The sequence below is a fragment of the Alkalibacterium sp. 20 genome, assembly GCF_001885615.1.
Taxonomy (GTDB): domain Bacteria; phylum Bacillota; class Bacilli; order Lactobacillales; family Carnobacteriaceae_A; genus Alkalibacterium.
Map to the genome: position 1 here is coordinate 103,006 of NZ_LSRN01000034.1, position 20,347 is coordinate 123,352.

Consider the following 20,347-nt stretch of genomic DNA (forward strand, 5'->3'; position numbering starts at 1 on the left):
GTGAATTCGACATCAAAAGGGGAGATAATTATGGGAATACATGAATATTTTAAGAGTTTGAGTGATCTAGAAAAAATATATCGTTGTCCAGGAAAATTTAAGTATGAGGAACATTCTGTTGCAGAACATTCCTTTAAAGTGACCAAAGTTGCTCAATTTCTGGGAACAGTTGAAGAAAATAGAGGCAATAAGGTGAACTGGAAAGCCTTATATGAGAAAGCTCTGAATCATGATTATGCAGAAATTTTTATTGGGGATATCAAAACACCCGTCAAATACGCAGATCCTGATTTGCGAGATAGATTGGCGCATGTGGAAGAATCCATGACGCAGCACTTTATACAGCAAGAGTTTCCGGAAGAATTCCAGTCCATTTACCATGAACGACTAAAAGAAGGAAAAGATGATACTTTGGAAGGGAAAATTTTATCAGTCGCGGATAAAGTCGATCTGTTATATGAGTCTTTTGGTGAAATACAAAAAGGAAATCCAGAATCGCTTTTCACAGAAATTTACCAGGAATCATTAGATACGATTCTAAAGTTCAAAGAAATGGCGAGTGTGCAATATTTTCTAACAGAGATATTGCCTGATTTACTTAAGGGTGAGTTCACCAATCAAGCGGAACTAGAAAAAATATCTAGAGCGATTCTAAAGAATCACGAAGTAGAACAGACATTCGCAATAGACGAGTGAATATGTTAAAATTAATAATGGAAGAGAGGAAAGAGTCCGACTCTTTCCTCTTTTTTAGTAGCGATTCAGAGTCTAATAGTCGCATAACTCGATTAAAAACCTTACAATATGAATAAGAGAATGGTAAACCTAGAGACGATAAATAAAGGTAGGATGAAAGTATGGCTAACGATAAAATTGTAGTACGTGGTGCACGTTCGCATAATTTAAAAAATATAGATATTACTATTCCGCGAGATAAACTGGTTGTGATGACGGGTTTATCAGGGTCAGGGAAAAGTTCCCTGGCGTTTGATACGCTTTATGCGGAAGGACAGCGTCGATATGTTGAATCACTGTCTTCATATGCCAGACAATTTTTAGGTCAAATGGATAAACCTGATGTGGACAGTATTGAAGGACTCAGTCCGGCAATTTCTATCGATCAGAAAACAACAAGTAATAACCCGCGGTCAACCGTTGGAACGGTCACTGAAATCAATGACTTTTTGAGATTGATGTATGCAAGAATCGGAAAACCGATTTGTCCAAACGATGGAACCGAGATAGCAAGTCAGTCCATTGAACAAATGGTCGATCGTATTTTGGAATATCCGGAAAAAACACGTCTTCAAATTCTTGCTCCCGTAATAAAAGAGAAAAAAGGACAGCACAAAAAAGTGTTGGAGAAGATAAAAACTGAAGGCTATGTCAGACTCAGAATCGATGGTGAATTGGTTGATATTGATGAAGAGATTGAGTTGGATAAAAATGTCAATCATTCCATAGATGTCATCATAGACCGTATAGCGATTAAAGAAGGCATTCGCTCTCGTTTGTTCGATTCTCTGGAAGCTGCTTTGCAGTTGGGGGAAGGATACGTTATAGCAGATGTCATTGGCGAAGAAGAAGTGCTTTTCAGCGAACATTATGCCTGCCCGGTATGCGGCTTTACGTTACCGCCGCTGGAGCCACGTCTGTTTTCATTTAATGCTCCGTTTGGGGCCTGTTCAGAATGTGATGGACTGGGTACGAAGCTCGAAGTAGATATCGATCTAGTTGTGCCGGACAAAATGCTTTCCTTAGATAAAGGCGCATTACTTCCTTGGCAGCCCATTAGTTCAAGTTATTATCCACAGATGTTATCGCAAGCATGTGAAGCGTTTGACATCGATACAACGATACCTTTTAAAGATTTACCCAAAAAACACAAGGATATTGTATTGAACGGATCTAAAAATAAAAAGTTTCATTTTCATTATAAAAATGATTTTGGAAGTGTCCGTGATACGATGATTCCATTTGAAGGTGTAATGCCTAATGTAAATAGACGATACCATGAAACGAATAGTGACTATACACGTAAGGTTATGCAACAGTATATGACCGAATTGGAGTGTCTTGTTTGTCATGGGAAACGTTTAAACGAGGAAGCCTTAGCCGTTAAAATAGAAGGAGAAGATCTTGGTGACATCAGTCAGCTTTCTGTGGAACATGCATTGGAATTTTTTGATAACTTAAATCTTTCCTCCAAAGATGCAACCATAGCCAAACCTATAAACAAGGAAATAAAAGAACGGTTGTCATTTTTGAAAAATGTCGGACTTGATTATTTAACCTTAAACCGTAAAGCGGGAACGCTATCTGGCGGTGAAGCCCAACGGATTCGTTTAGCCACTCAAATCGGGTCAAACTTATCAGGTGTCCTTTATATACTAGATGAACCATCTATTGGATTGCATCAGCGAGATAATAATCGTCTGATCGATTCCCTGAAGAAAATGAGAGATTTGGGCAATACTTTGATTGTTGTGGAACACGACGAAGATACCATGCGTGCGGCGGATCATATTATTGATATTGGTCCGGGAGCAGGAGAAAAAGGTGGAGAAGTAGTCGCAACAGGAACAATAGACGATATCATGGCAAATCCGGATTCGATCACTGGTGCCTATTTGTCAGGAAAAAAAGAAATACCTGTACCAAAAACCAGACGAACCAACAAAGAAGGTTATATTAAGATCAAAGGTGCGCAGGAAAACAATCTAAAAAATATTGATGTTGATTTTCCCTTAGGGCTCTTTGTTGCTGTAACTGGCGTCTCCGGTTCGGGTAAGAGTTCGTTAATAAATGGAATCCTGCATAAAGCTTTGGCAAGAGAAGTCAGTCGTTCTAAAAAGAGACCAGGTAAATTCAAGTCAATTGAAGGACATGAACAACTGGAAAAAGTGATCGATATCGACCAGAGTCCGATCGGGCGCACACCAAGAAGTAATCCAGCCACATACACGAGCGTTTTCGATGATATTCGTGATTTGTTTGCAAAGACCAATGAAGCTAAGATGCGCGGATATAAAAAAGGACGGTTCAGTTTTAATGTAAAAGGAGGACGCTGTGAATCGTGCAGAGGTGATGGGATATTAAAAATCGAAATGCACTTCTTGCCTGACGTTTATGTTCCGTGTGAAATATGTCATGGGACACGTTACAACTCAGAAACGCTGGAAGTGAAATATAAAGGAAAAAATATTGCTGATGTATTAGGGATGACAATCGATGAAGCTGTTAGTTTTTTTGCCAATGTCCCGAAAATCGAACGTAAAATGCAGACGATCATAGATGTAGGCTTGGGCTATGTGAGGTTGGGACAACCTGCCACTACGCTTTCCGGTGGGGAAGCTCAGCGTATGAAGCTGGCGAGTGAGCTGCACAAAAGACAGAATGGTCATAACTTTTATATTCTTGATGAACCGACGACCGGTCTGCATGCGGATGATATAGCTCGACTACTGCAAGTTCTAGATCGTTTAGTAGAAGCGGGGAATACAGTGCTTGTCATCGAACATAATCTGGATGTCATAAAAGTGGCAGATCATATCATAGATCTTGGTCCAGAAGGTGGCGAGGGTGGAGGGTATGTTATTGTAACAGGAACTCCGGAAGAGGTTGCTCATTGTAAAGAGAGTTATACAGGTCAGTATTTGAGTAAGATGCTGAATAGACACTAAAGCATGATTTTCATTTGTTGATTTTCCTCGAGAATAATTAGTTTAGTTATTTTTAATACAAACATCAGTCGTAAGTCCTATGACAATCCAAAATAGATGGTGCATAATAATTATAGAACGTGTGGAACTATTGTGCATCGATTAAAGGAACCCATATAGGAGGGCTTTGAATGAACGAAAAAGAACGTATCATAGACTTAATGAAAAAAGGTATTTTATCTACTGAAGAAGGCTTAGACTTACTCGAAAATACAATCGATAAAGAAGGCAAAAAAGTAGAAGCTGAAGAATTTGCTGAACAAGAGGATCAGCCTGTTGAAGAAAAAACTGAAACAGAATCAACACAACATCAAAAAGAGGCTGAAATTGAACTCGAAGCATTGGTCAAAGAAATTAATGAATGTTCAGTTGAACTAGATAATTTGAACCAGCAGCTCAAAGAAGTTGATTCAAAAATAGGTGAAAAAAACTCTGAATTGAATAGCCTGAAAAAAAACAGTCACTTAGACATTGAAGATAGAAAACTAGCCATTTCAGAAGAAATTCAACTTGTTCAAAAAGAATTAGAGTTGATCAAACAACTGGATGAAGTGGACAATACCAATGAAATTATCGCATTGAGAAATAAAGTTGATAAACTTTCTCAAGAACTGGAACGTGTTGAAATGACTGAACAGGACTTTGAAGAAGATGCTCGTATCAAAGAGCTGAGTGATGAGATTTCTCAGCTGGAAAAGAGAAAATTAGAACTAACTGATAGAAAAAATGAGTGTGTCAAACAGTTGAACCGTTCAAAAGTCAAACAGTGGACACTTAAAGCTAGACAAGTGACAGCTGATTTCGAAATTCCGGAAGATTGGAAAAAAGAAGCCAGTGAGGAATTGTCAAAAGCAGGTAAACGTATTGAAGAAGCCAGCAAAGAGATGTCGACACTATTTAAAAAAAGAGTGAAAGAAGCCTCCGACAAAGATGTGAAAGATACGATTCGGACATCTTTTGATAATGTGCTCGATAATTTTGATTGGAAAAATGTCAATTTGAAATTTCCAACCTTGGCTTCCAAAGAGTATAGTAAAGAATGGGCATTTGATGAGTCGACAGCAACCATTTTAGATATTAAAATCGCAAATGGAAAAGTCACTATAAACAAAGGGAACACGCAAACAATAACATTATCTGCAAAAGGAAAACTGTATGGAAAAATGGATGAAGAGACACCGGAAGAATCTTTTGATATACGTAGTACTATTTCTGCAGATGAGGACAAATTAATAGTCCACGTTCCCAATAAACGTATCTATGTTGACCTAACGCTTACCTTACCGGAAAGAACGTATGATTATTTATCCATCAATACCCTAAATGGTAACGTACTGGTCACTGACATTGAGGTTAAAGATGTCTATGCTAAATCAACGAATGGGTCAATCAATTTTGAAAAACTGAGTGGAACAATGTTGGAAGCTAAAGGATCGAATGGTTCGGTAACGATAAAAAACAGTCAATTAAAGGATCTGCTTGCCAGTTCAGTAAATGGTTCTCTTGTATATGATGGAACGATTAAAAGTGGAGATCTTTCTACTACGAATGGCGAGATAAAAGTTACTGTAAGGAATAGTACAATTACTAGACTTAACGCAACGACGGTCAATGGAAACGTGAAACTGGCTATTCCTGAAAATATCACTTTAGAGGGACAGGCAAAAACGACATTCGGTAAAATAAAAAGTCGATTAAGTGAAGTTGAAGTTAACGAAAAATCAGAAAATATGAAACGATATAAAAGAGTGGTTGATGAAACGTCGTTTGATTTTAATGCAACGACCACAACGGGTAATATTTTGCTAAAAGATACAGATACTCAATAAAAAGAAATGAGGGTCAAACTATGAAAAAATTAGCAAAGTCAAAAAAAAATGCAGTGATTTTTGGAGTGTTAGGTGGCATGGGAGAGTACTTTAATATAGATCCCGTATTGCTTCGTGTGGTTGTTGTTGTGGCAACTTTCGTTGGAGTAGGCGCGACTATTCCTATTTATCTCTTATTAGCGCTTGTTATGCCTGATGAAAATGGAGAGTCTCAATCAGAAAACAAACCACGAACCAATTCACCTTTTGGCCAATTTAATGAAAAACCTAAAAGAAAAGAAGCGGAAAAGGTTGAAGAAGATTGGAGTGACTTTTAGTCGATGAAATGGTGGCAACGTATTTTAGCTAACACTTTGATTTTCCTTGCCTTAGCAGGCTTTTTAGAAGGGTTTATTATTTCGTCATGGACGACTGCTTTGCTGGCCGCAGTTGTTTTTGGGATACTAAATGTACTGATTAAACCTATCCTTGTAATTTTATCTTTACCAATAACTATCCTGACATTAGGATTATTCTATTTTATCATTAATGGTTTGATGTTATGGTTTACAGCCGCCTTGGTAAGTGGGTTTGGATTTAGTTCATTCACTCTCGCGCTATTTGTAGCCATAATCGTATCAGCATTAAATGCATTTTTTAACACTAATTAATTGAAAAGGTTTAATGTAGTCTTACTACGTTAAACCTTTTTGTTTATATCGATATTGTTTTATTCTATTATGGCTTACTCAAATATGATATGATTAGGATATGTTTTTATCAATGATCAAAGGAGAAAATCAATGACTGTATCAGTAAAAATACACGAGTTAGTAGATGCGATGGATGATATTCGCGTTGTTGTTGGCGAAAACAACTTGGATAGAGCAATCACGATCAGTGATTTATCAAGACCCGCATTAGAACTCACAGGATATTTCAGCTTTTATCCTCAAGATAGAATACAATTATTAGGTAAAACAGAATTATCATTTGCTAAAAAAATGACAAGTGATGAACGTTATATTGTGATGAAGCGTATGTGTCAAGCTGAAACGCCGGCTTTTCTGATTTCACGCAATATGGAACCGCCGAAAGAGCTCTTAAAAGCTGCTGAAGAAAAGGGCATACCGGTGCTTCTCTCAAAACGTTCTACTACACGTTTATCCTCAAACGTGACTAATTTTTTAGAAGAACGATTAGCCGAACGTATCTCCCAACACGGTGTGCTGGTCGATATTTATGGTATGGGTGTATTGATCATAGGAGATTCGGGCATAGGTAAGTCAGAAACAGCGTTAGAGCTGATTCAACGGGGTCATCGTTTAGTTGCAGATGACCGAGTGGAACTGTACATGATGGATGAAAGACGCATCATAGGAGAACCACCTGAAATCCTGAGAAATCTGATCGAAATCAGAGGTATTGGCGTAATCGATGTAGTGAACTTATTTGGTGTTGGTGCTATTCGTTTACAGAAAACGGTTGATCTAGTGATCAATTTAGAACACTGGGATCGTAATAAGCAGTACGATCGCTTAGGTTACAATTTGGATAAAATGCGCATCTTTAATGTAGATATTCCTAAACTTTCGATTCCTGTTCGAGTAGGACGAAATTTGTCAATAATTATAGAAATCGCAACGATGAACATCCGTGCCAAAGAAATGGGATATGATGCTACAAAAACTTTTGAGAATAATTTGAATAAACTAATTGAGAAAAATTCTCAAGAAGACTAGATGGAGGATTAAGGATGCAGATGATTATAGGTAACATAGATCCGATTGCTTTTAGACTAGGACCAGTAGAAGTCGCTTGGTATGGTCTGATTATCGTTATTGGGATGTTTTTAGCTGTGTGGCTCAGTATGAGAGAAGCCAATAAAAGAGGTATAGGCGAAGATTTTATTGTTGACCTTGCTTTTTGGATAATACCAGCAGGTATTTTAGGCGCAAGATTGTATTACGTGTTGTTTGAATTACCGACCTACTTAGCCGATCCAATCCGTATGTTTTATTTCTGGGAAGGTGGTTTGGCAATTTATGGCGGGTTGATACTTGGGTTTATAACGCTGTATTGGTACAGCCAAAAAAATAATGTGCCTGTCTGGCTTTTAGTAGATATTCTAGCACCACATGTCATGATTGCTCAAGCAATAGGAAGATGGGGTAATTTTGTCAATCAGGAGGCTCATGGTAGGGAAGTTAGTCGTGGATTCTTGGAAAGACTTCAATTACCTGAATTTATCATTGAACAGATGAATATCGCAGGGAATTATTATCATCCGACATTTTTGTATGAATCCGTGTGGAATGTTATCGGCTTTGCAATTTTAATGGTGTTAAGAGCTAAAGATAATGTATTAATTAGAGGAGAAGCCTTTTTAGGTTATATTGCCTGGTATGGCTTAGGCCGATTCTTTATTGAAGGCATGCGAACAGACAGCTTGTATATCGGTGGTTTCCGAGTTTCACAACTATTTTCATTAGTGTTATTTATCGCCGGAGTTGGACTAATCGTCTACAGACGATTTTATGCTTATCCAAGACCGCCTAATTATACTGAAGGTATTGAGCCGGAAAAAACATTTCAGGAAAAAAAGAAGAAATATGATCAAAGAAAAAATTAAATGTAACGATTAGATCCTGTTATTTGAAGGAGCGATTAAAGTGGGAAGTAAAATTGCGGTCTTAGGTGCTGGCTCTTGGGGCAGTGCATTGGCAAATGTTTTAGTTGAAAATGGTCATCACGTTAATTTATGGACCAGAGACGAAGCACAGCAAAATGAGATCAACACACAACATACTAATACACATTATTTACCAGAATTCAAATTTCCAGATGTAATTATGGCAACGACTGATTTGGAAATAGCCATTCAGGATGTCGAAGCTATTCTCTTCGTTATCCCAACAAATGGGATGCGAGAACTCTCGCAAAGAGTCAATGAATTATTAGATAGAAAAGTGACGATCATCCACGCTTCCAAAGGTCTCGAACGTCACACACATAAACGTATTTCCACGATTATTGAAGAGGAACTCTCTTCAGAAAACATAAATGGTATTGTTGCTTTATCTGGACCGAGTCATGCTGAAGAGGTGATAAAAGGTGATTTAACCACAATCACAGCGGCATCCACTCATATAGATAGTGCACGCTATGTTCAATCTTTGTTTATTAATGATTACTTCCGCGTCTATACGAATAAAGATATTATCGGAGTAGAGATCGGAGCAGCATTAAAAAACATTATCGCGATCGGTGCTGGAATCATCGCTGGACTTGGTTATGGGGATAACGCAAAAGCAGGCCTCGTCACGCGTGGCCTGGCTGAAATCAGTCGCTTAGGCATTGAGCTAGGAGCAGATCCCTTAACATTTATGGGGCTCAGTGGAGTGGGCGATTTGATTGTGACCTGTACCAGCCCACATTCGCGTAACTGGAGAGCTGGATACCAATTAGGTAAAGGCGAAAAAATTGAATCTGTCCTGGAAAATATGGGAATGGTTGTTGAGGGTGTTTCTACCACACAAGCCGCTTATGAATTAGCAAAAGAATATGAAATTGAAATGCCCATTACTGAAGCACTATACGAAGTGCTATATAATGAGGCTGAAGTTAAATTTGTTATACTAAATCTTATGCAACGAGAAGGAAAAGCTGAATAAGGTGGCGTGTCTTACCACAGTATAAAGGAGTAGAGAAAAATGAAAAAAGTAAGGAAAGCTATTATTCCTGCTGCAGGATATGGTACCCGGTTTTTACCAGCAACAAAAGCAATGCCTAAAGAAATGATTCCAATTGTTGATAAACCAACGATTCAATTCATTGTTGAAGAAGCTATTGCATCCGGTATCGAAGATATCCTGATTATTACGGGTAAGCTAAAAAGACCAATTGAGGATCACTTTGATTCCAATCCAGAATTGGAAGCAAGTTTACGTAAAAAAGGAAAAGAAGAGTTGCTTGAACTTGTAGAAGAAACAACTGGACTCAATCTTTACTTTGTCAGACAACCTTATCCACTGGGACTGGGACACGCTGTATTGCAAGCGAAAGCTTTTGTTGGAGATGAACCTTTCGTCGTTATGCTGGGCGATGATATCATGGCTGATGAGGTTCCGTTAACTAAACAGTTGATCGAAGGGTATGAACGAACACATGCTTCCAATATTGCGGTCATGCGTGTTCCTCATGAAGAAACTTCAAATTATGGGATAATCGATCCCGAAGCAGAAGTGGAAGAAGGATTATATAATGTCCGTAAGTTTGTTGAGAAGCCTAATCCTGAAGATGCTCCGAGTGACTTAGCAATCATCGGGCGTTACTTACTTGTGCCGGAAATTTTTGATATCTTGGAAAAAATCGAACCAGGTGTGGGTGGGGAAATCCAACTGACTGACGCCATTGATGTACTGAATAAAACGCAACGCGTCTTTGCTAAAGAATTTAAAGGTGAACGTTACGATGTCGGAGACAAGTTCGGTTTTTTGAAAACAACGATCCAGTATGGCTTGAAACATCCTCAAGTCAAAGATGATTTGAAACAATACATTTTAGACTTAAGCAAAGAACTTGAAACAGGAGCAATAGAAAATAGTATGGAACCAGAAGTACACGAACTTGAGGATAATAAAGAGAATGATGAATAACTAAATCTTAGTAGGATGACCAGACAGACCGAGCAAGCTCCTTTTATAATGAACAGGAAGAGTCAGGACTGTTTATTGTGATAGGAGTTTTTCATGCTTGACAAATGATGGAATTCTGGTAAGATGTATAAAGTAAAGAAACTTACAAAAAGTAAGTAAAGGAATAGATAGCATAAAATAAAATTAAACTATGATGAATTATTTGATGCTAGTTGAGAGGAGCATGTTTGAATGGAAGACGTAAAAACAATTTACGATGTTATTGTGATTGGTGCAGGTCCAGGAGGATTAACCGCCGGATTATATGCCTCTAGATCAAACTTGAAAACATTGATGTTAGAAAAAGGAATTCCTGGTGGCCAAATGAACAATACAGCTGAAATCGAAAACTATTCTGGTTTTAAAAGTATTGTGGGTCCCGACTTATCCATGAAAATGCTTGAGGGTGCAACGCAATTTGGTGCCGAACATGTTTATGGAGACGTGCAGGAAATTGTGGATAAAGAAACGGTAAAAGAAGTGATTACTTCCGATAAAACGTATTTAGCTAAAGCAGTCATTATTTCTACTGGCGCAGAACACAAAATGTTAGGTGTGAAGGGTGAAGCCGAATTTAATGGTCGCGGCGTTTCCTACTGTGCTGTATGTGATGGTGCATTTTTCAGAAATAAACATGTCGTTGTTGTTGGTGGTGGTGATGCAGCTGTTGAGGAAGGTGCATACCTTACCCAGTTTGCTGATAAAGTAACCATTATTCACCGAAGAGATAAACTTCGAGCCCAAGAGATTTTACAAGATCGTGCTTTTAAAAATGAAAAAGTTGATTTCATCTGGGACTCCGTCGTTGAAGAAATTGTTGGTGACAATAAAGTTACTGGTGTAAAAGTTAAAAATGTTAAAAACGGTGAGACTTCTCTTATCGATGCGGATGGTGCATTCATTTACGTTGGTATATTACCAAACTCAAACGAATTCCGTTCATTATCTATCACCAACGAAGAAGGTTGGATTGAAACGGATGCCAATATGATGACCCAAGTTCCTGGGATATTTGCTATTGGTGACGTTAGAGATACAGTATTAAGACAGGTTGCAACTGCTGTTGGAGATGGGTCAGTGGCTGGGAATGCAGCCTACCAATATGTTGAAGAATTGAAAGAACAATTTGAAAAACATAATGTTTAAAGGTTAGTCTGTCAAATAGAGGTTGAGACTCAGGTCTCAACCTCTATTTTTTTTAGTGAAGGTGCGAACCAAAGGGTAAAGAAGACTGTGACAATTATTTGCTTGATATTATTTTTGATGTAAATATTCCCAGAACATTGATGCGACATTAAGCAACGTCGATATTTTAAAAATACCATTCGTTATTTATTGAACATGTACCCTTTTCTCATGCAAGAAGAGGACAAAAATGATACAATTAAACTAGTTTAATTAACTTAACCAATATCTTACAGAGACGAGGGATTATTGTGGATTGGAAAAAAACATATCAAACATGGTTGAACCACTCGAGTTTGGATGCATCGTTGAAACAAGATTTAGAAAAAAACAAAGAACAGGACTCTGCACTTGAAGATGCCTTTTATACATCACTTGAATTTGGTACAGCTGGAATGCGCGGGGTCATTGGTGCTGGAACGAACCGCATGAATATTTATACCGTTCGACAAGCAACTGAAGGACTGGCACTCTTTATTGAAAAACAAGGAAACAAGATGAAAGAACGAGGTGTAGTGATTGCCTACGATTCTCGTCATATGTCTAAGGAATTTTCCATAGAAGCAGCAAGAACTTTAGCAGCTCATGGTATAAAAGCCTACGTGTTCGAAGAATTACGTCCCACACCAGAATTGTCTTTTGCAGTAAGACACTTGAAAGCCGCTGCGGGTATTGTGATTACAGCTAGCCATAATCCACCAGAATACAATGGATACAAAGTATACGGTGAAGATGGTGGACAACTACCACCTAAAGAAGCAGATGAATTAACTACTTATGTACGAAGTGTAACTGATATCCTCTCGATTGATGCACTAGATAGAGAACAAGCAGAAAAAGAGGGTCTTTTAAAAATTATTGGTAAAGATGTAGACAGATATTATTTGGAAGCAATCAGAACAGTGACGATCGATCAAGATTTAATTGATAGACAAGGCAGAGAATTAAAGATTGTTTTCACACCTCTTCACGGTACCGGTCAAATGTTAGGTGAAAAAGCACTGAAGCAAGCTGGATTTAGAAATGTTTATTTCGTAGAGGAACAATCGAAACCAGATCCAGAGTTTTCAACGGTTAAATCACCAAATCCTGAAGATCCAAAAGCATTTACTTTAGCTATTGAAAAAGGTATAGAAGTAGACGCCGATGTTCTGATCGCAACAGATCCGGATGCTGACCGCTTAGGATTGGCTGTGAAAACAGCTAAAGGTCATTACGAAGTATTGTCAGGGAATCAAATTGCGGCACTCATGGTCGAATATATTTTTAAAGCACATTCTCTTAAAGAATCATTACCCCAAAATAGTGTTATGATCAAATCTATTGTTTCAAGTGATCTACCTGCTGTAATTGCTGATAAATATGCGGTAGAAACTATAAACGTCTTAACTGGGTTTAAGTTTATTGCAGAAAAAATAAAACAATTTGAAACAGATCATTCTAAAACATTTATGTATGGGTTTGAAGAAAGCTACGGTTATCTTATCCAACCATTTGCTAGAGATAAGGATGCTATCCAAGCCTTAGTGATGGTAGCTGAAATGACTGCTTATTATAAAGAGCAGGGTTACAGTTTATTTGACGCTATTCATGAACTTTATCATGAACATGGGCATTATGAAGAAAAAACGATCTCAGTCAAAATGGATGGAATAGAAGGCACTGAAAAAATTAATGAGATCATGAAAAACCTTCGCTCACAGTCACCTTCAAGATTTGGTGGTATAAAAGTAATAAAATTTGAAGATTTCAAGGCACAAAAATGCGTCACGAAGTCTTCTAAAGAGACGATTGATTTACCAAAAGCGAATGTTTTAAAATATACACTGGCCGATTCCAGTTGGATCGCTGTTCGTCCTTCCGGTACTGAGCCTAAAATCAAGTTTTACATCTCGGCCTGCGACGAATCAGGGGTCGCGGTTCGAGAGAAATTAGAAGCGTTTGAAGCCGATATTCGTTCGATGATCAATTTATAAGCTTAGAGTAAAGAGTGAAACTAGGAGACTGCACTGATGAAAATAAATGTATAGAAAAAAGATAAGATGAGCAGAATAGTTTTTGCCATTGCTATTTCCCCTCTTTTATTTTTATATTCAACCCCAGTTAGGTGGTTTGGATTAGCTTCTATCCCTTTGCTTTTTACTGCTTTAACTCAAAGATGCGGCATTTATGAATTAATGGCCACGAACACATGTGAAAAAGACTGAAAAACGGAAAACACCTATCAAGAATAATTGCTTGATAGGTGTTTTCCGTTTTTGGTAAATAAATTTTAATTAGACACTATAAATCAAATGTGACTTTCCATGTATAGGGTAGCAATGACACACCAGGGATGTTATAATAAAAAGAAACAATCTGTATCAAACAATGCTTTATATCATTAGTTTTATATAGGAGTGAGTGCAATGAATGAAAAACTTGAACTCGTCATCATAACAGGTATGAGTGGTGCGGGAAAAACGGTGGCTATGCAAAGTTTTGAAGATATGGGATACTATTGTATCGATAATATGCCTCCAAATCTTTTGCCGACTTTTTGGAAGTTAGTCCGAGAGTCTGGACAATTCAGTAAGATTGCCTTGGTAATGGATTTAAGAATGAGAGATTTTTTCGAAGAAATCAATAAAGCACTTGAGAAAATGGATAACACTCCTCACATCACTACACGGATTCTCTTTTTAGAGGCCACGAATGAAGAATTAGTTTCTCGTTACAAAGAAACGAGACGGGCACATCCGTTAGCTAAAAATGAACGGACTATTGAAGGAATTAAAAAAGAGCGTGAGTTACTCAACGATATCAAAAGACGTGCACAATTAGTCATTGATACAACAACCTTAACTCCAAGAGAATTAAGGGATATGCTGATTAAGGAATATAAAGAAAAAGAAAAAATAATGTTCCGTGTGGAAATTGTTTCTTTTGGGTTTAAGTATGGAACTCCAATTGATGCAGACATCGTTATGGATGTCCGGTTTTTACCCAACCCTCATTATATAGAAGAACTAAAACCTCAAACGGGTTTGGATAAACCCGTTTACGATTATGTTATGCAACAAACAGAGACAGAAACATTTTATAAAAAGTTTGTTGATTTAATAGATTTCACATTGCCCGGTTACAAAAAAGAAGGAAAAAGTAATGTGACAATTGCAATAGGTTGTACAGGCGGAAGACATCGTTCGGTTGCTTTAGTTGAACGTATTGCGGAACATATTAAAACGGATGGATATCATATAAATGTATCGCATCGCGATAAAGATAAAGTAAAGGAGTCAGTTGTGAGATCATGAAGCAGGAGACGTTTATAAAGAGAAAACCAAAAATTGTAGTTATCGGTGGCGGGACTGGCTTGCCTGTCATCTTGAGAAGTTTAAAAGAGAAAGATGCTGATATTACAGCTGTTGTTACTGTTGCGGATGACGGTGGGAGTAGTGGTGCATTGCGCAGAAGTTTTAACGCTGTCCCACCTGGAGATCTGCGTAATGTACTAACGGCACTCTCTGAGATTCCAGAATTACAGCGTGAAATTTTTCAGTACCGTTTCAGTTCAGATGATCAAAGCTTATCAGGCCATACGATAGGAAATTTAATTATTTCTGCGATGGCTGACATGAGTGGCAATATCTATGATGCGATCCAATTGCTCGCTACAATGATGCATGTCAAAGGACATGTTTACCCTGCTGCAGAGGAACCGCTGAATCTTCATGCAAAATATATGGATGGAAGCACACAAACTGGGGAATCGCAAATTCCTAAAAAAGGAATGATGATCGATTATGTCTCGGTAACGTGTGTAGAGGAAACACGTCCAGTTCATGCGAGTAGAGAAGTTGTGTCGGCTATTATGAATGCAGATATGGTCGTTCTGGGTCCAGGTAGTTTATTCACCAGTATTTTACCCAACATCATGATTCCCGATATTGGAAAAGCATTGTTGGAGACTGAGGGGAAAGTCGTTTATATTTCTAATATTATGACCCAACTTGGCGAAACAGAAGGACTAAACGATGCAGACCATGTTAAAGTATTGCACAAACACTTAGGTAAGAAATTTGTGGATATTGCTATAACAAATATTGGTGATGTTCCGGAAGAATACATTGAACAAGAAAAAAATGAAGAATACCTTCTTCAAGTTGAACACGATTTTAAAGGTATGACTGAAGAAGTTCCTATGATTATTTCCGATAACTTTTTGAAATTAACTAGTCGTGGCGTATACCATAATGGTGAAAAAGTGGCAGAAGAAATATTCAGAACAGCATTTAATAGTCAAAGGAAAATAAAAGATTACTTACAGAAGTGAAAGACTAGTCTTTCAGTTAAAGGGAAGTGAAAGTAATGTCATTTGCATTTGATGTGAAGAAAGAGTTAACATTGTTAGAAGTTCATCCGGAACATGCAAAGGCTGAGTTAGCAGCTTTAATTAGAATGAACGGAACACTGAGCATTCTTGATCATGATTTTTTATTGAACGTTCAAACTGAAAATGCAGCTATCGCAAGAAGAATATATTCATTAATTAAAGATAATTTTGATGTGGAATCTGAATTGTTAGTTAGAAAAAAAATGAAATTAAAGAAAAATAATGTGTATATTGTAAGATTGAAGAGCGGATGCAAAGTTATCTTAAAGGAACTCGGTATAATGGATGGTATGTTATATCATGGTCATGTGCCGGACGAAATTAAAAATAACAAACAAAAAATTAAATCATATTTAAGAGGAGCCTTCTTAGCTGGAGGGTCTGTCAACAGTCCTGACACAAGTCGTTATCATTTAGAGATCCATTCGACTTACGAAGAACATAACAATGATATTTGTGAGATGATGCACGTTTTTGATTTGAGTGCACGTGTCCATGAACGACGAAATGGTTATATTGTCTACCTAAAAGAATCAGAAAAAATTGCTGATTTTCTATCTTTAATTGGGGCAACCGGGAGCATGTTTAAATTTGAAGATGTTCGGATCGTTCGGGATATGAGAAATTCAGTCAATCGATTAGTCAATTGCGAAAATGCTAACATGAATAAGACCGTTGATGCTGCTTCGAAACAAATCGAGAATATCCGTTTAATCGAGCGTACAAATGGATTAGACACACTGCCTGAAAAGTTAAAAGAAATTGCATTAATGAGAGTGGATAATCCTGATGTGAGTTTAAAAGAATTGGGAGAATTGTTGCCTAATGGTGGGGTATCTAAATCAGGAGTGAATCACCGGTTAAGAAAAATCAATAAACTGGCAGAAGAAATCAAAGAAAAAAATCTAGCATAATACAACCCTCTCTTAATTAATAATTAGAGAGGGTATTTTTGTGCTGAAATTGTCACAATTTCATTTTTAAAGAAACTCGAGATATTTTTTGTCGTTTCACAATTGAAATGGGATAATCACATGTGGAAGCGTGTATATCATTTTCATTTAAAAGTTGTTAATGATAATAGTCAGAAAGCGTTGTCATAAAAAATGAGATATTTATTCTTTTTAATTATAGTAATTGTTATCTAACGTTTCTTAATTTAAAATAATCAAAAAATGAAATAAATTAATTTCACAAACTTACAATTTGTAATTGAAAATATTACAAATGAGAATCGTTTTCATTTGTAATATTTAGCCTTGCTGTTTTTCTTAAAGCCCTGTATTATCTTTACTTTTAGTGTATATTTCGGTATTCTTTTAGTACACCTTTTGGCGGAAAAATAACTATTATAACATGTGAAATTATTATTTTGTATTTTTTTTACGCTACATAACAAATAAAATGACAGTTTTAAATAATTGAGGAGGAAAGGGAATGCGATTAAAGACAAAACGAAAAGGAATATTTCCAAAACATAATAAATCGCGTACGCACGATAAGCCGATTGAACGCATTGATGCTCCCGCTATTATGGTATACCCAATGTCCATGCATATCGGAGCGCCTGCTAAAATAATCGTAGAAGTGGGTTCAACTGTAAGAGTTGGGACACTTCTTGGTGAAGCGCAAGGATTTATTTCTGCAAATATTCACTCTTCAGTAAGTGGAGAAGTTATCTCGATTGAGGATCGCGAAGTAATTAGTGGATTAGTGACTTGTCTTATTGTTAAAAATGATGGGCAATACATTGAGGAAGCTCCATATCCGGAAGCTGGTGAAAATGTCGCTCCAGAATTAGTACCTGAACTGATAAGACGTGCAGGGATTGCAGGTATGGGTGGAGCTACTTTTCCGACAGATGTAAAGATGAGACCACCTAAAGACAAAAAAATTGATACAATAATTTTGAATGGTGCAGAATGTGAACCATATTCAACATCTGATTTTCGTACTATGGTCGAGTATGCTAATGAAATTATAGAAGGCGTACGTGTCATTGATGGCGTTTTTAATGTTGATAAAGTTTACATTGGTATCGAAGACAACGCTATAGAAGCCGGTGATGTGCTTAAAGAAGCAGCAACTGGTTATGACAAAATAGAAATTAAAGTTCTTGAATCAAAATATCCGCAAGGTTCTGAAAAACAATTGATTGAAAACTGTACAGGACGTCAAGTCCCCTCTGGAGGACTTCCTGCCGATGTTGGTTGTGTCGTTTCAAACGTTGGGACATTCCAAGCGATTTACCGTGCCGTTCGGCTAGGCAAACCTATGGTTGAACGTGTAACTACTATTACAGGGACACCTATTGTCGATCCAAAGAATTTACTGGTTCGTATTGGCACGCCGATTGATGATTTGATCGATATCTGTGGTGGTTTCCAAGAAGCACCAAGAAAAGTTCTTCATGGTGGACCGATGATGGGTAAAACTATAAAAGACGGGTCTATTCCGATCTCCAAAGGAACGACGCACATTACTTTCTTGACGGCATCGGAAGTTGATGATGAAGAACGTATAGATTGTATTCGTTGTTCTGAATGTTTAAATGTCTGTCCTGTAAGCTTGCAGCCTATTCTGATTAGCAATGCTTATGAGCGTGGCGATATTGAAAAAGCAGAACAATTAGGAGCTATGGACTGTATCGAATGTGGAAACTGTTCATTCATTTGTCCTTCGAAGATTCCTTTATTAGATAACATTAGAAAATCTAAAACTGCTATCAAGCAAAATAAGAAGGCGGTGTAGAGATGAGTAAAAATAAAACAAAAACCACCTTAGCAGATTATGATTTGATTCTGGATGAATCACCTCACATTTTTGAGAAATGGTCGTCACAATGGATAATGTTACAAGTGATTATTGCGTTACTTCTTCCATTGGCAGCCGGTACTTATTTCTTTGGTTTACAGGTACCATTTATCACTGGAGTTGCCGTTTTAACAAGTGTTATCAGTGAATATTTATATGAACGACTCGTTAGAAAGCGTGTCACAATCACAGATTTATCAGCGGTAGTTACCGGTATGTTGATTGGTTTAAGTTTGCCAAATGGCGTGACATGGTATGCTGCTGTTATCGTCAGTGTAATAGCTATTGTCTTTATTAAGATGATTCCTGGTGGTATTGGTAAAAACAGATTTAATCCTGCTATTGGCGGCCGTATCATCTATTTGATGGCTCCTTGGATTGTCAATGCTTTCGTGTCTGGTGAAGATGTCTTAACGACAGCTAGTTCAGCAGAAGCAATTACAGGTGCCACGATTTGGGGTGCGGATTTAGTTTCTTCAGCAACACCACTTTACTACATTTCAAGTGGCGTATCTGAAATACCTGAAGGCGCTCAAACACTCTGGAATTTGTTTTTAGGTAACCAAGGCGGATGGGGCGGATCACTTGGCGAAACGAGTTCTATAACCATTTTAATTGCCATGGCCTTCTTAATTATTAGAAGGGTTATCAATCCAAAAATCCCAGCCCTGTATATTGGGACTTTCGCGTTGATTATGTTCGTCTATTCAGGTTTTGACTTCGAGTATGTGCTCTATCATTTGTTTAGTGGATCGCTACTCTTAGGTGCAGCCTTCTTTATCACTGATTATTCATCAGGTGGTTTGACATCGATGGGACGAAATATATTCCCAATCGGCGCTGCGATATTAACAGCAGCCTTTAGAATTTCTCTTTTCTCACCAGCAGGTGTTGGGTTCTCTATTTTAATTATGAATGCCATTATTCCTTTCGTGGATAAAGTGGCTATGCCCAAAATATACGGACATACTAAACGTCCAAAGGTACATTCAGATTATGATATTACAGAACCGTTAACCAAGCGTGACATTTTAACTGAAAAATAATGAATCAAGCGACTGAATGCATGCATTCAGTCGCTTTTTTACGTAGAGTAATATAATATAGAGTATAAAAGGAGGTGACAAAAATTGAATAAAAAAAGAAAATCGATGTGTTGTATCATACTGGCTAGCGGGTTACTTTTTTTATGGGGATGTTCATCAAACGATGCAGAGCCGTCTCCTTATGAAGAGGTGAATACGCTAGAAAATGTAAAAATAGGACTTGAAAAGGATGAGTATGATCCGGAGGGGGACACGTTTATATTAAATACCGTCAATGAATCTGAAGATGATATCTCCTATGGGATAGCTTTTACATTAGAAAAAGAAGAAGACAATACGTGGTTTATGGTGGAACCCGATGAAGAGATGGCGTTTATCTTGATTGCCCATATTCTAGGTCCGGGAGAAGAAGCTCAAGAGGAATTGAATATGGAATACTATGAACCTCTAGATACTGGGAAATATCGGGTCGTACGTGAAATAGAAAGTGAAGTTCTTACTGCCGAGTTTGATGTGAACTAAAAAAGCATGCAATAGTCTTGAACTTAAAAAAAGAGGTGATTTCTTTTTTACATGAACCCCTACCCAAAAACTAGACACTCAAAAAAAGAGTGTTTTAGTTTTTTGGTTATTTTTTTACGTTATTTTCGTTATACTTTTATAGAATAGTTTCTAAGTGGAGGTTTCTCTGATGAGCAAA

Annotated in this window: 18 protein-coding genes; all 18 read left to right on the top strand. The window is 37.4% G+C overall.

All coding sequences use genetic code 11. From position 1 onward, the window contains the following. Window positions 1-30 precede the first annotated feature (30 nt). The 18 genes from AX762_RS06900 to AX762_RS06985 all read left to right on the top strand — a co-directional run bounded on the left by AX762_RS06900 (window position 31) and on the right by AX762_RS06985 (window position 20,169). Window positions 31-696: an HD domain-containing protein gene (locus AX762_RS06900; protein WP_071848404.1), complete on the top strand. Its 666-nt coding sequence runs from the start codon at window positions 31-33 to the stop codon at window positions 694-696. A 161-nt stretch (window positions 697-857) separates the two neighbouring features. Continuing rightward, a complete protein-coding gene (uvrA, locus tag AX762_RS06905) occupies window positions 858-3,683 on the top strand; it encodes an excinuclease ABC subunit UvrA (protein WP_071848405.1) in 2,826 nt (941 codons plus the stop codon). 170 nt (window positions 3,684-3,853) lie between these two features. Further along, the gene (liaX, locus tag AX762_RS06910) at window positions 3,854-5,551 is read left to right on the top strand and encodes a daptomycin-sensing surface protein LiaX (protein ID WP_071848406.1); all 1,698 of its coding nucleotides are present in this window, start codon (window positions 3,854-3,856) and stop codon (window positions 5,549-5,551) included. Between the two features lie 20 nt (window positions 5,552-5,571). After that, window positions 5,572-5,868 (top strand): PspC domain-containing protein, encoded by a 297-nt coding sequence (locus tag AX762_RS06915; protein WP_071848407.1) that lies wholly within the window; start codon window positions 5,572-5,574, stop codon window positions 5,866-5,868. A 3-nt stretch (window positions 5,869-5,871) separates the two neighbouring features. Then, window positions 5,872-6,201, top strand: a complete 330-nt coding sequence (locus AX762_RS06920) for a phage holin family protein (protein ID WP_071848408.1) — start codon at window positions 5,872-5,874, stop codon at window positions 6,199-6,201. A gap of 132 nt (window positions 6,202-6,333) precedes the next feature. Beyond that, complete coding sequence (hprK, locus tag AX762_RS06925) at window positions 6,334-7,272, top strand: HPr(Ser) kinase/phosphatase (protein WP_071848409.1); 939 nt, start codon at window positions 6,334-6,336, stop codon at window positions 7,270-7,272. A 14-nt stretch (window positions 7,273-7,286) separates the two neighbouring features. Continuing rightward, window positions 7,287-8,162 carry a prolipoprotein diacylglyceryl transferase gene (lgt, locus tag AX762_RS06930; RefSeq protein WP_071848410.1) on the top strand — a complete coding sequence of 292 codons (876 nt, stop codon included), beginning with the start codon at window positions 7,287-7,289 and terminating at the stop codon, window positions 8,160-8,162. A 40-nt stretch (window positions 8,163-8,202) separates the two neighbouring features. After that, window positions 8,203-9,204 (top strand): NAD(P)H-dependent glycerol-3-phosphate dehydrogenase, encoded by a 1,002-nt coding sequence (locus AX762_RS06935; RefSeq protein WP_071848411.1) that lies wholly within the window; start codon window positions 8,203-8,205, stop codon window positions 9,202-9,204. 39 nt (window positions 9,205-9,243) lie between these two features. Then, window positions 9,244-10,188, top strand: a complete 945-nt coding sequence (gene galU / locus AX762_RS06940; RefSeq protein ID WP_071848412.1) for a UTP--glucose-1-phosphate uridylyltransferase GalU — start codon at window positions 9,244-9,246, stop codon at window positions 10,186-10,188. Window positions 10,189-10,419: 231 nt separating this feature from the next. Further along, entirely contained in the window at window positions 10,420-11,373 is a 954-nt protein-coding gene (trxB, locus tag AX762_RS06945) for a thioredoxin-disulfide reductase (protein WP_071848413.1), read from the top strand. Between the two features lie 290 nt (window positions 11,374-11,663). Next, window positions 11,664-13,388, top strand: a complete 1,725-nt coding sequence (locus AX762_RS06950; protein ID WP_071848414.1) for a phospho-sugar mutase — start codon at window positions 11,664-11,666, stop codon at window positions 13,386-13,388. Window positions 13,389-13,454: 66 nt separating this feature from the next. Further along, on the top strand, window positions 13,455-13,619 hold the full coding sequence (locus AX762_RS13335) for a DUF2892 domain-containing protein (RefSeq protein WP_083432857.1): 165 nt from the start codon (window positions 13,455-13,457) through the stop codon (window positions 13,617-13,619). A gap of 201 nt (window positions 13,620-13,820) precedes the next feature. Further along, window positions 13,821-14,708 carry an RNase adapter RapZ gene (gene rapZ / locus AX762_RS06960; protein WP_071848415.1) on the top strand — a complete coding sequence of 296 codons (888 nt, stop codon included), beginning with the start codon at window positions 13,821-13,823 and terminating at the stop codon, window positions 14,706-14,708. Further along, window positions 14,705-15,727 carry a uridine diphosphate-N-acetylglucosamine-binding protein YvcK gene (gene yvcK / locus AX762_RS06965; protein WP_071848416.1) on the top strand — a complete coding sequence of 341 codons (1,023 nt, stop codon included), beginning with the start codon at window positions 14,705-14,707 and terminating at the stop codon, window positions 15,725-15,727. The genes rapZ and yvcK overlap by 4 nt, the downstream gene beginning before the upstream one ends. A 35-nt stretch (window positions 15,728-15,762) precedes the next feature. Next, the gene (gene whiA / locus AX762_RS06970; RefSeq protein WP_071848417.1) at window positions 15,763-16,701 is read left to right on the top strand and encodes a DNA-binding protein WhiA; all 939 of its coding nucleotides are present in this window, start codon (window positions 15,763-15,765) and stop codon (window positions 16,699-16,701) included. A gap of 523 nt (window positions 16,702-17,224) precedes the next feature. Further along, window positions 17,225-18,538 (top strand): electron transport complex subunit RsxC, encoded by a 1,314-nt coding sequence (rsxC, locus tag AX762_RS06975; protein ID WP_071848418.1) that lies wholly within the window; start codon window positions 17,225-17,227, stop codon window positions 18,536-18,538. Between the two features lie 2 nt (window positions 18,539-18,540). Further along, the gene (locus tag AX762_RS06980; protein ID WP_071848419.1) at window positions 18,541-19,647 is read left to right on the top strand and encodes an RnfABCDGE type electron transport complex subunit D; all 1,107 of its coding nucleotides are present in this window, start codon (window positions 18,541-18,543) and stop codon (window positions 19,645-19,647) included. A gap of 84 nt (window positions 19,648-19,731) precedes the next feature. Beyond that, window positions 19,732-20,169, top strand: a complete 438-nt coding sequence (locus AX762_RS06985) for an immunoglobulin-like domain-containing protein (RefSeq protein ID WP_071848420.1) — start codon at window positions 19,732-19,734, stop codon at window positions 20,167-20,169. The last annotated feature ends 178 nt before the right edge of the window (window positions 20,170-20,347 follow it).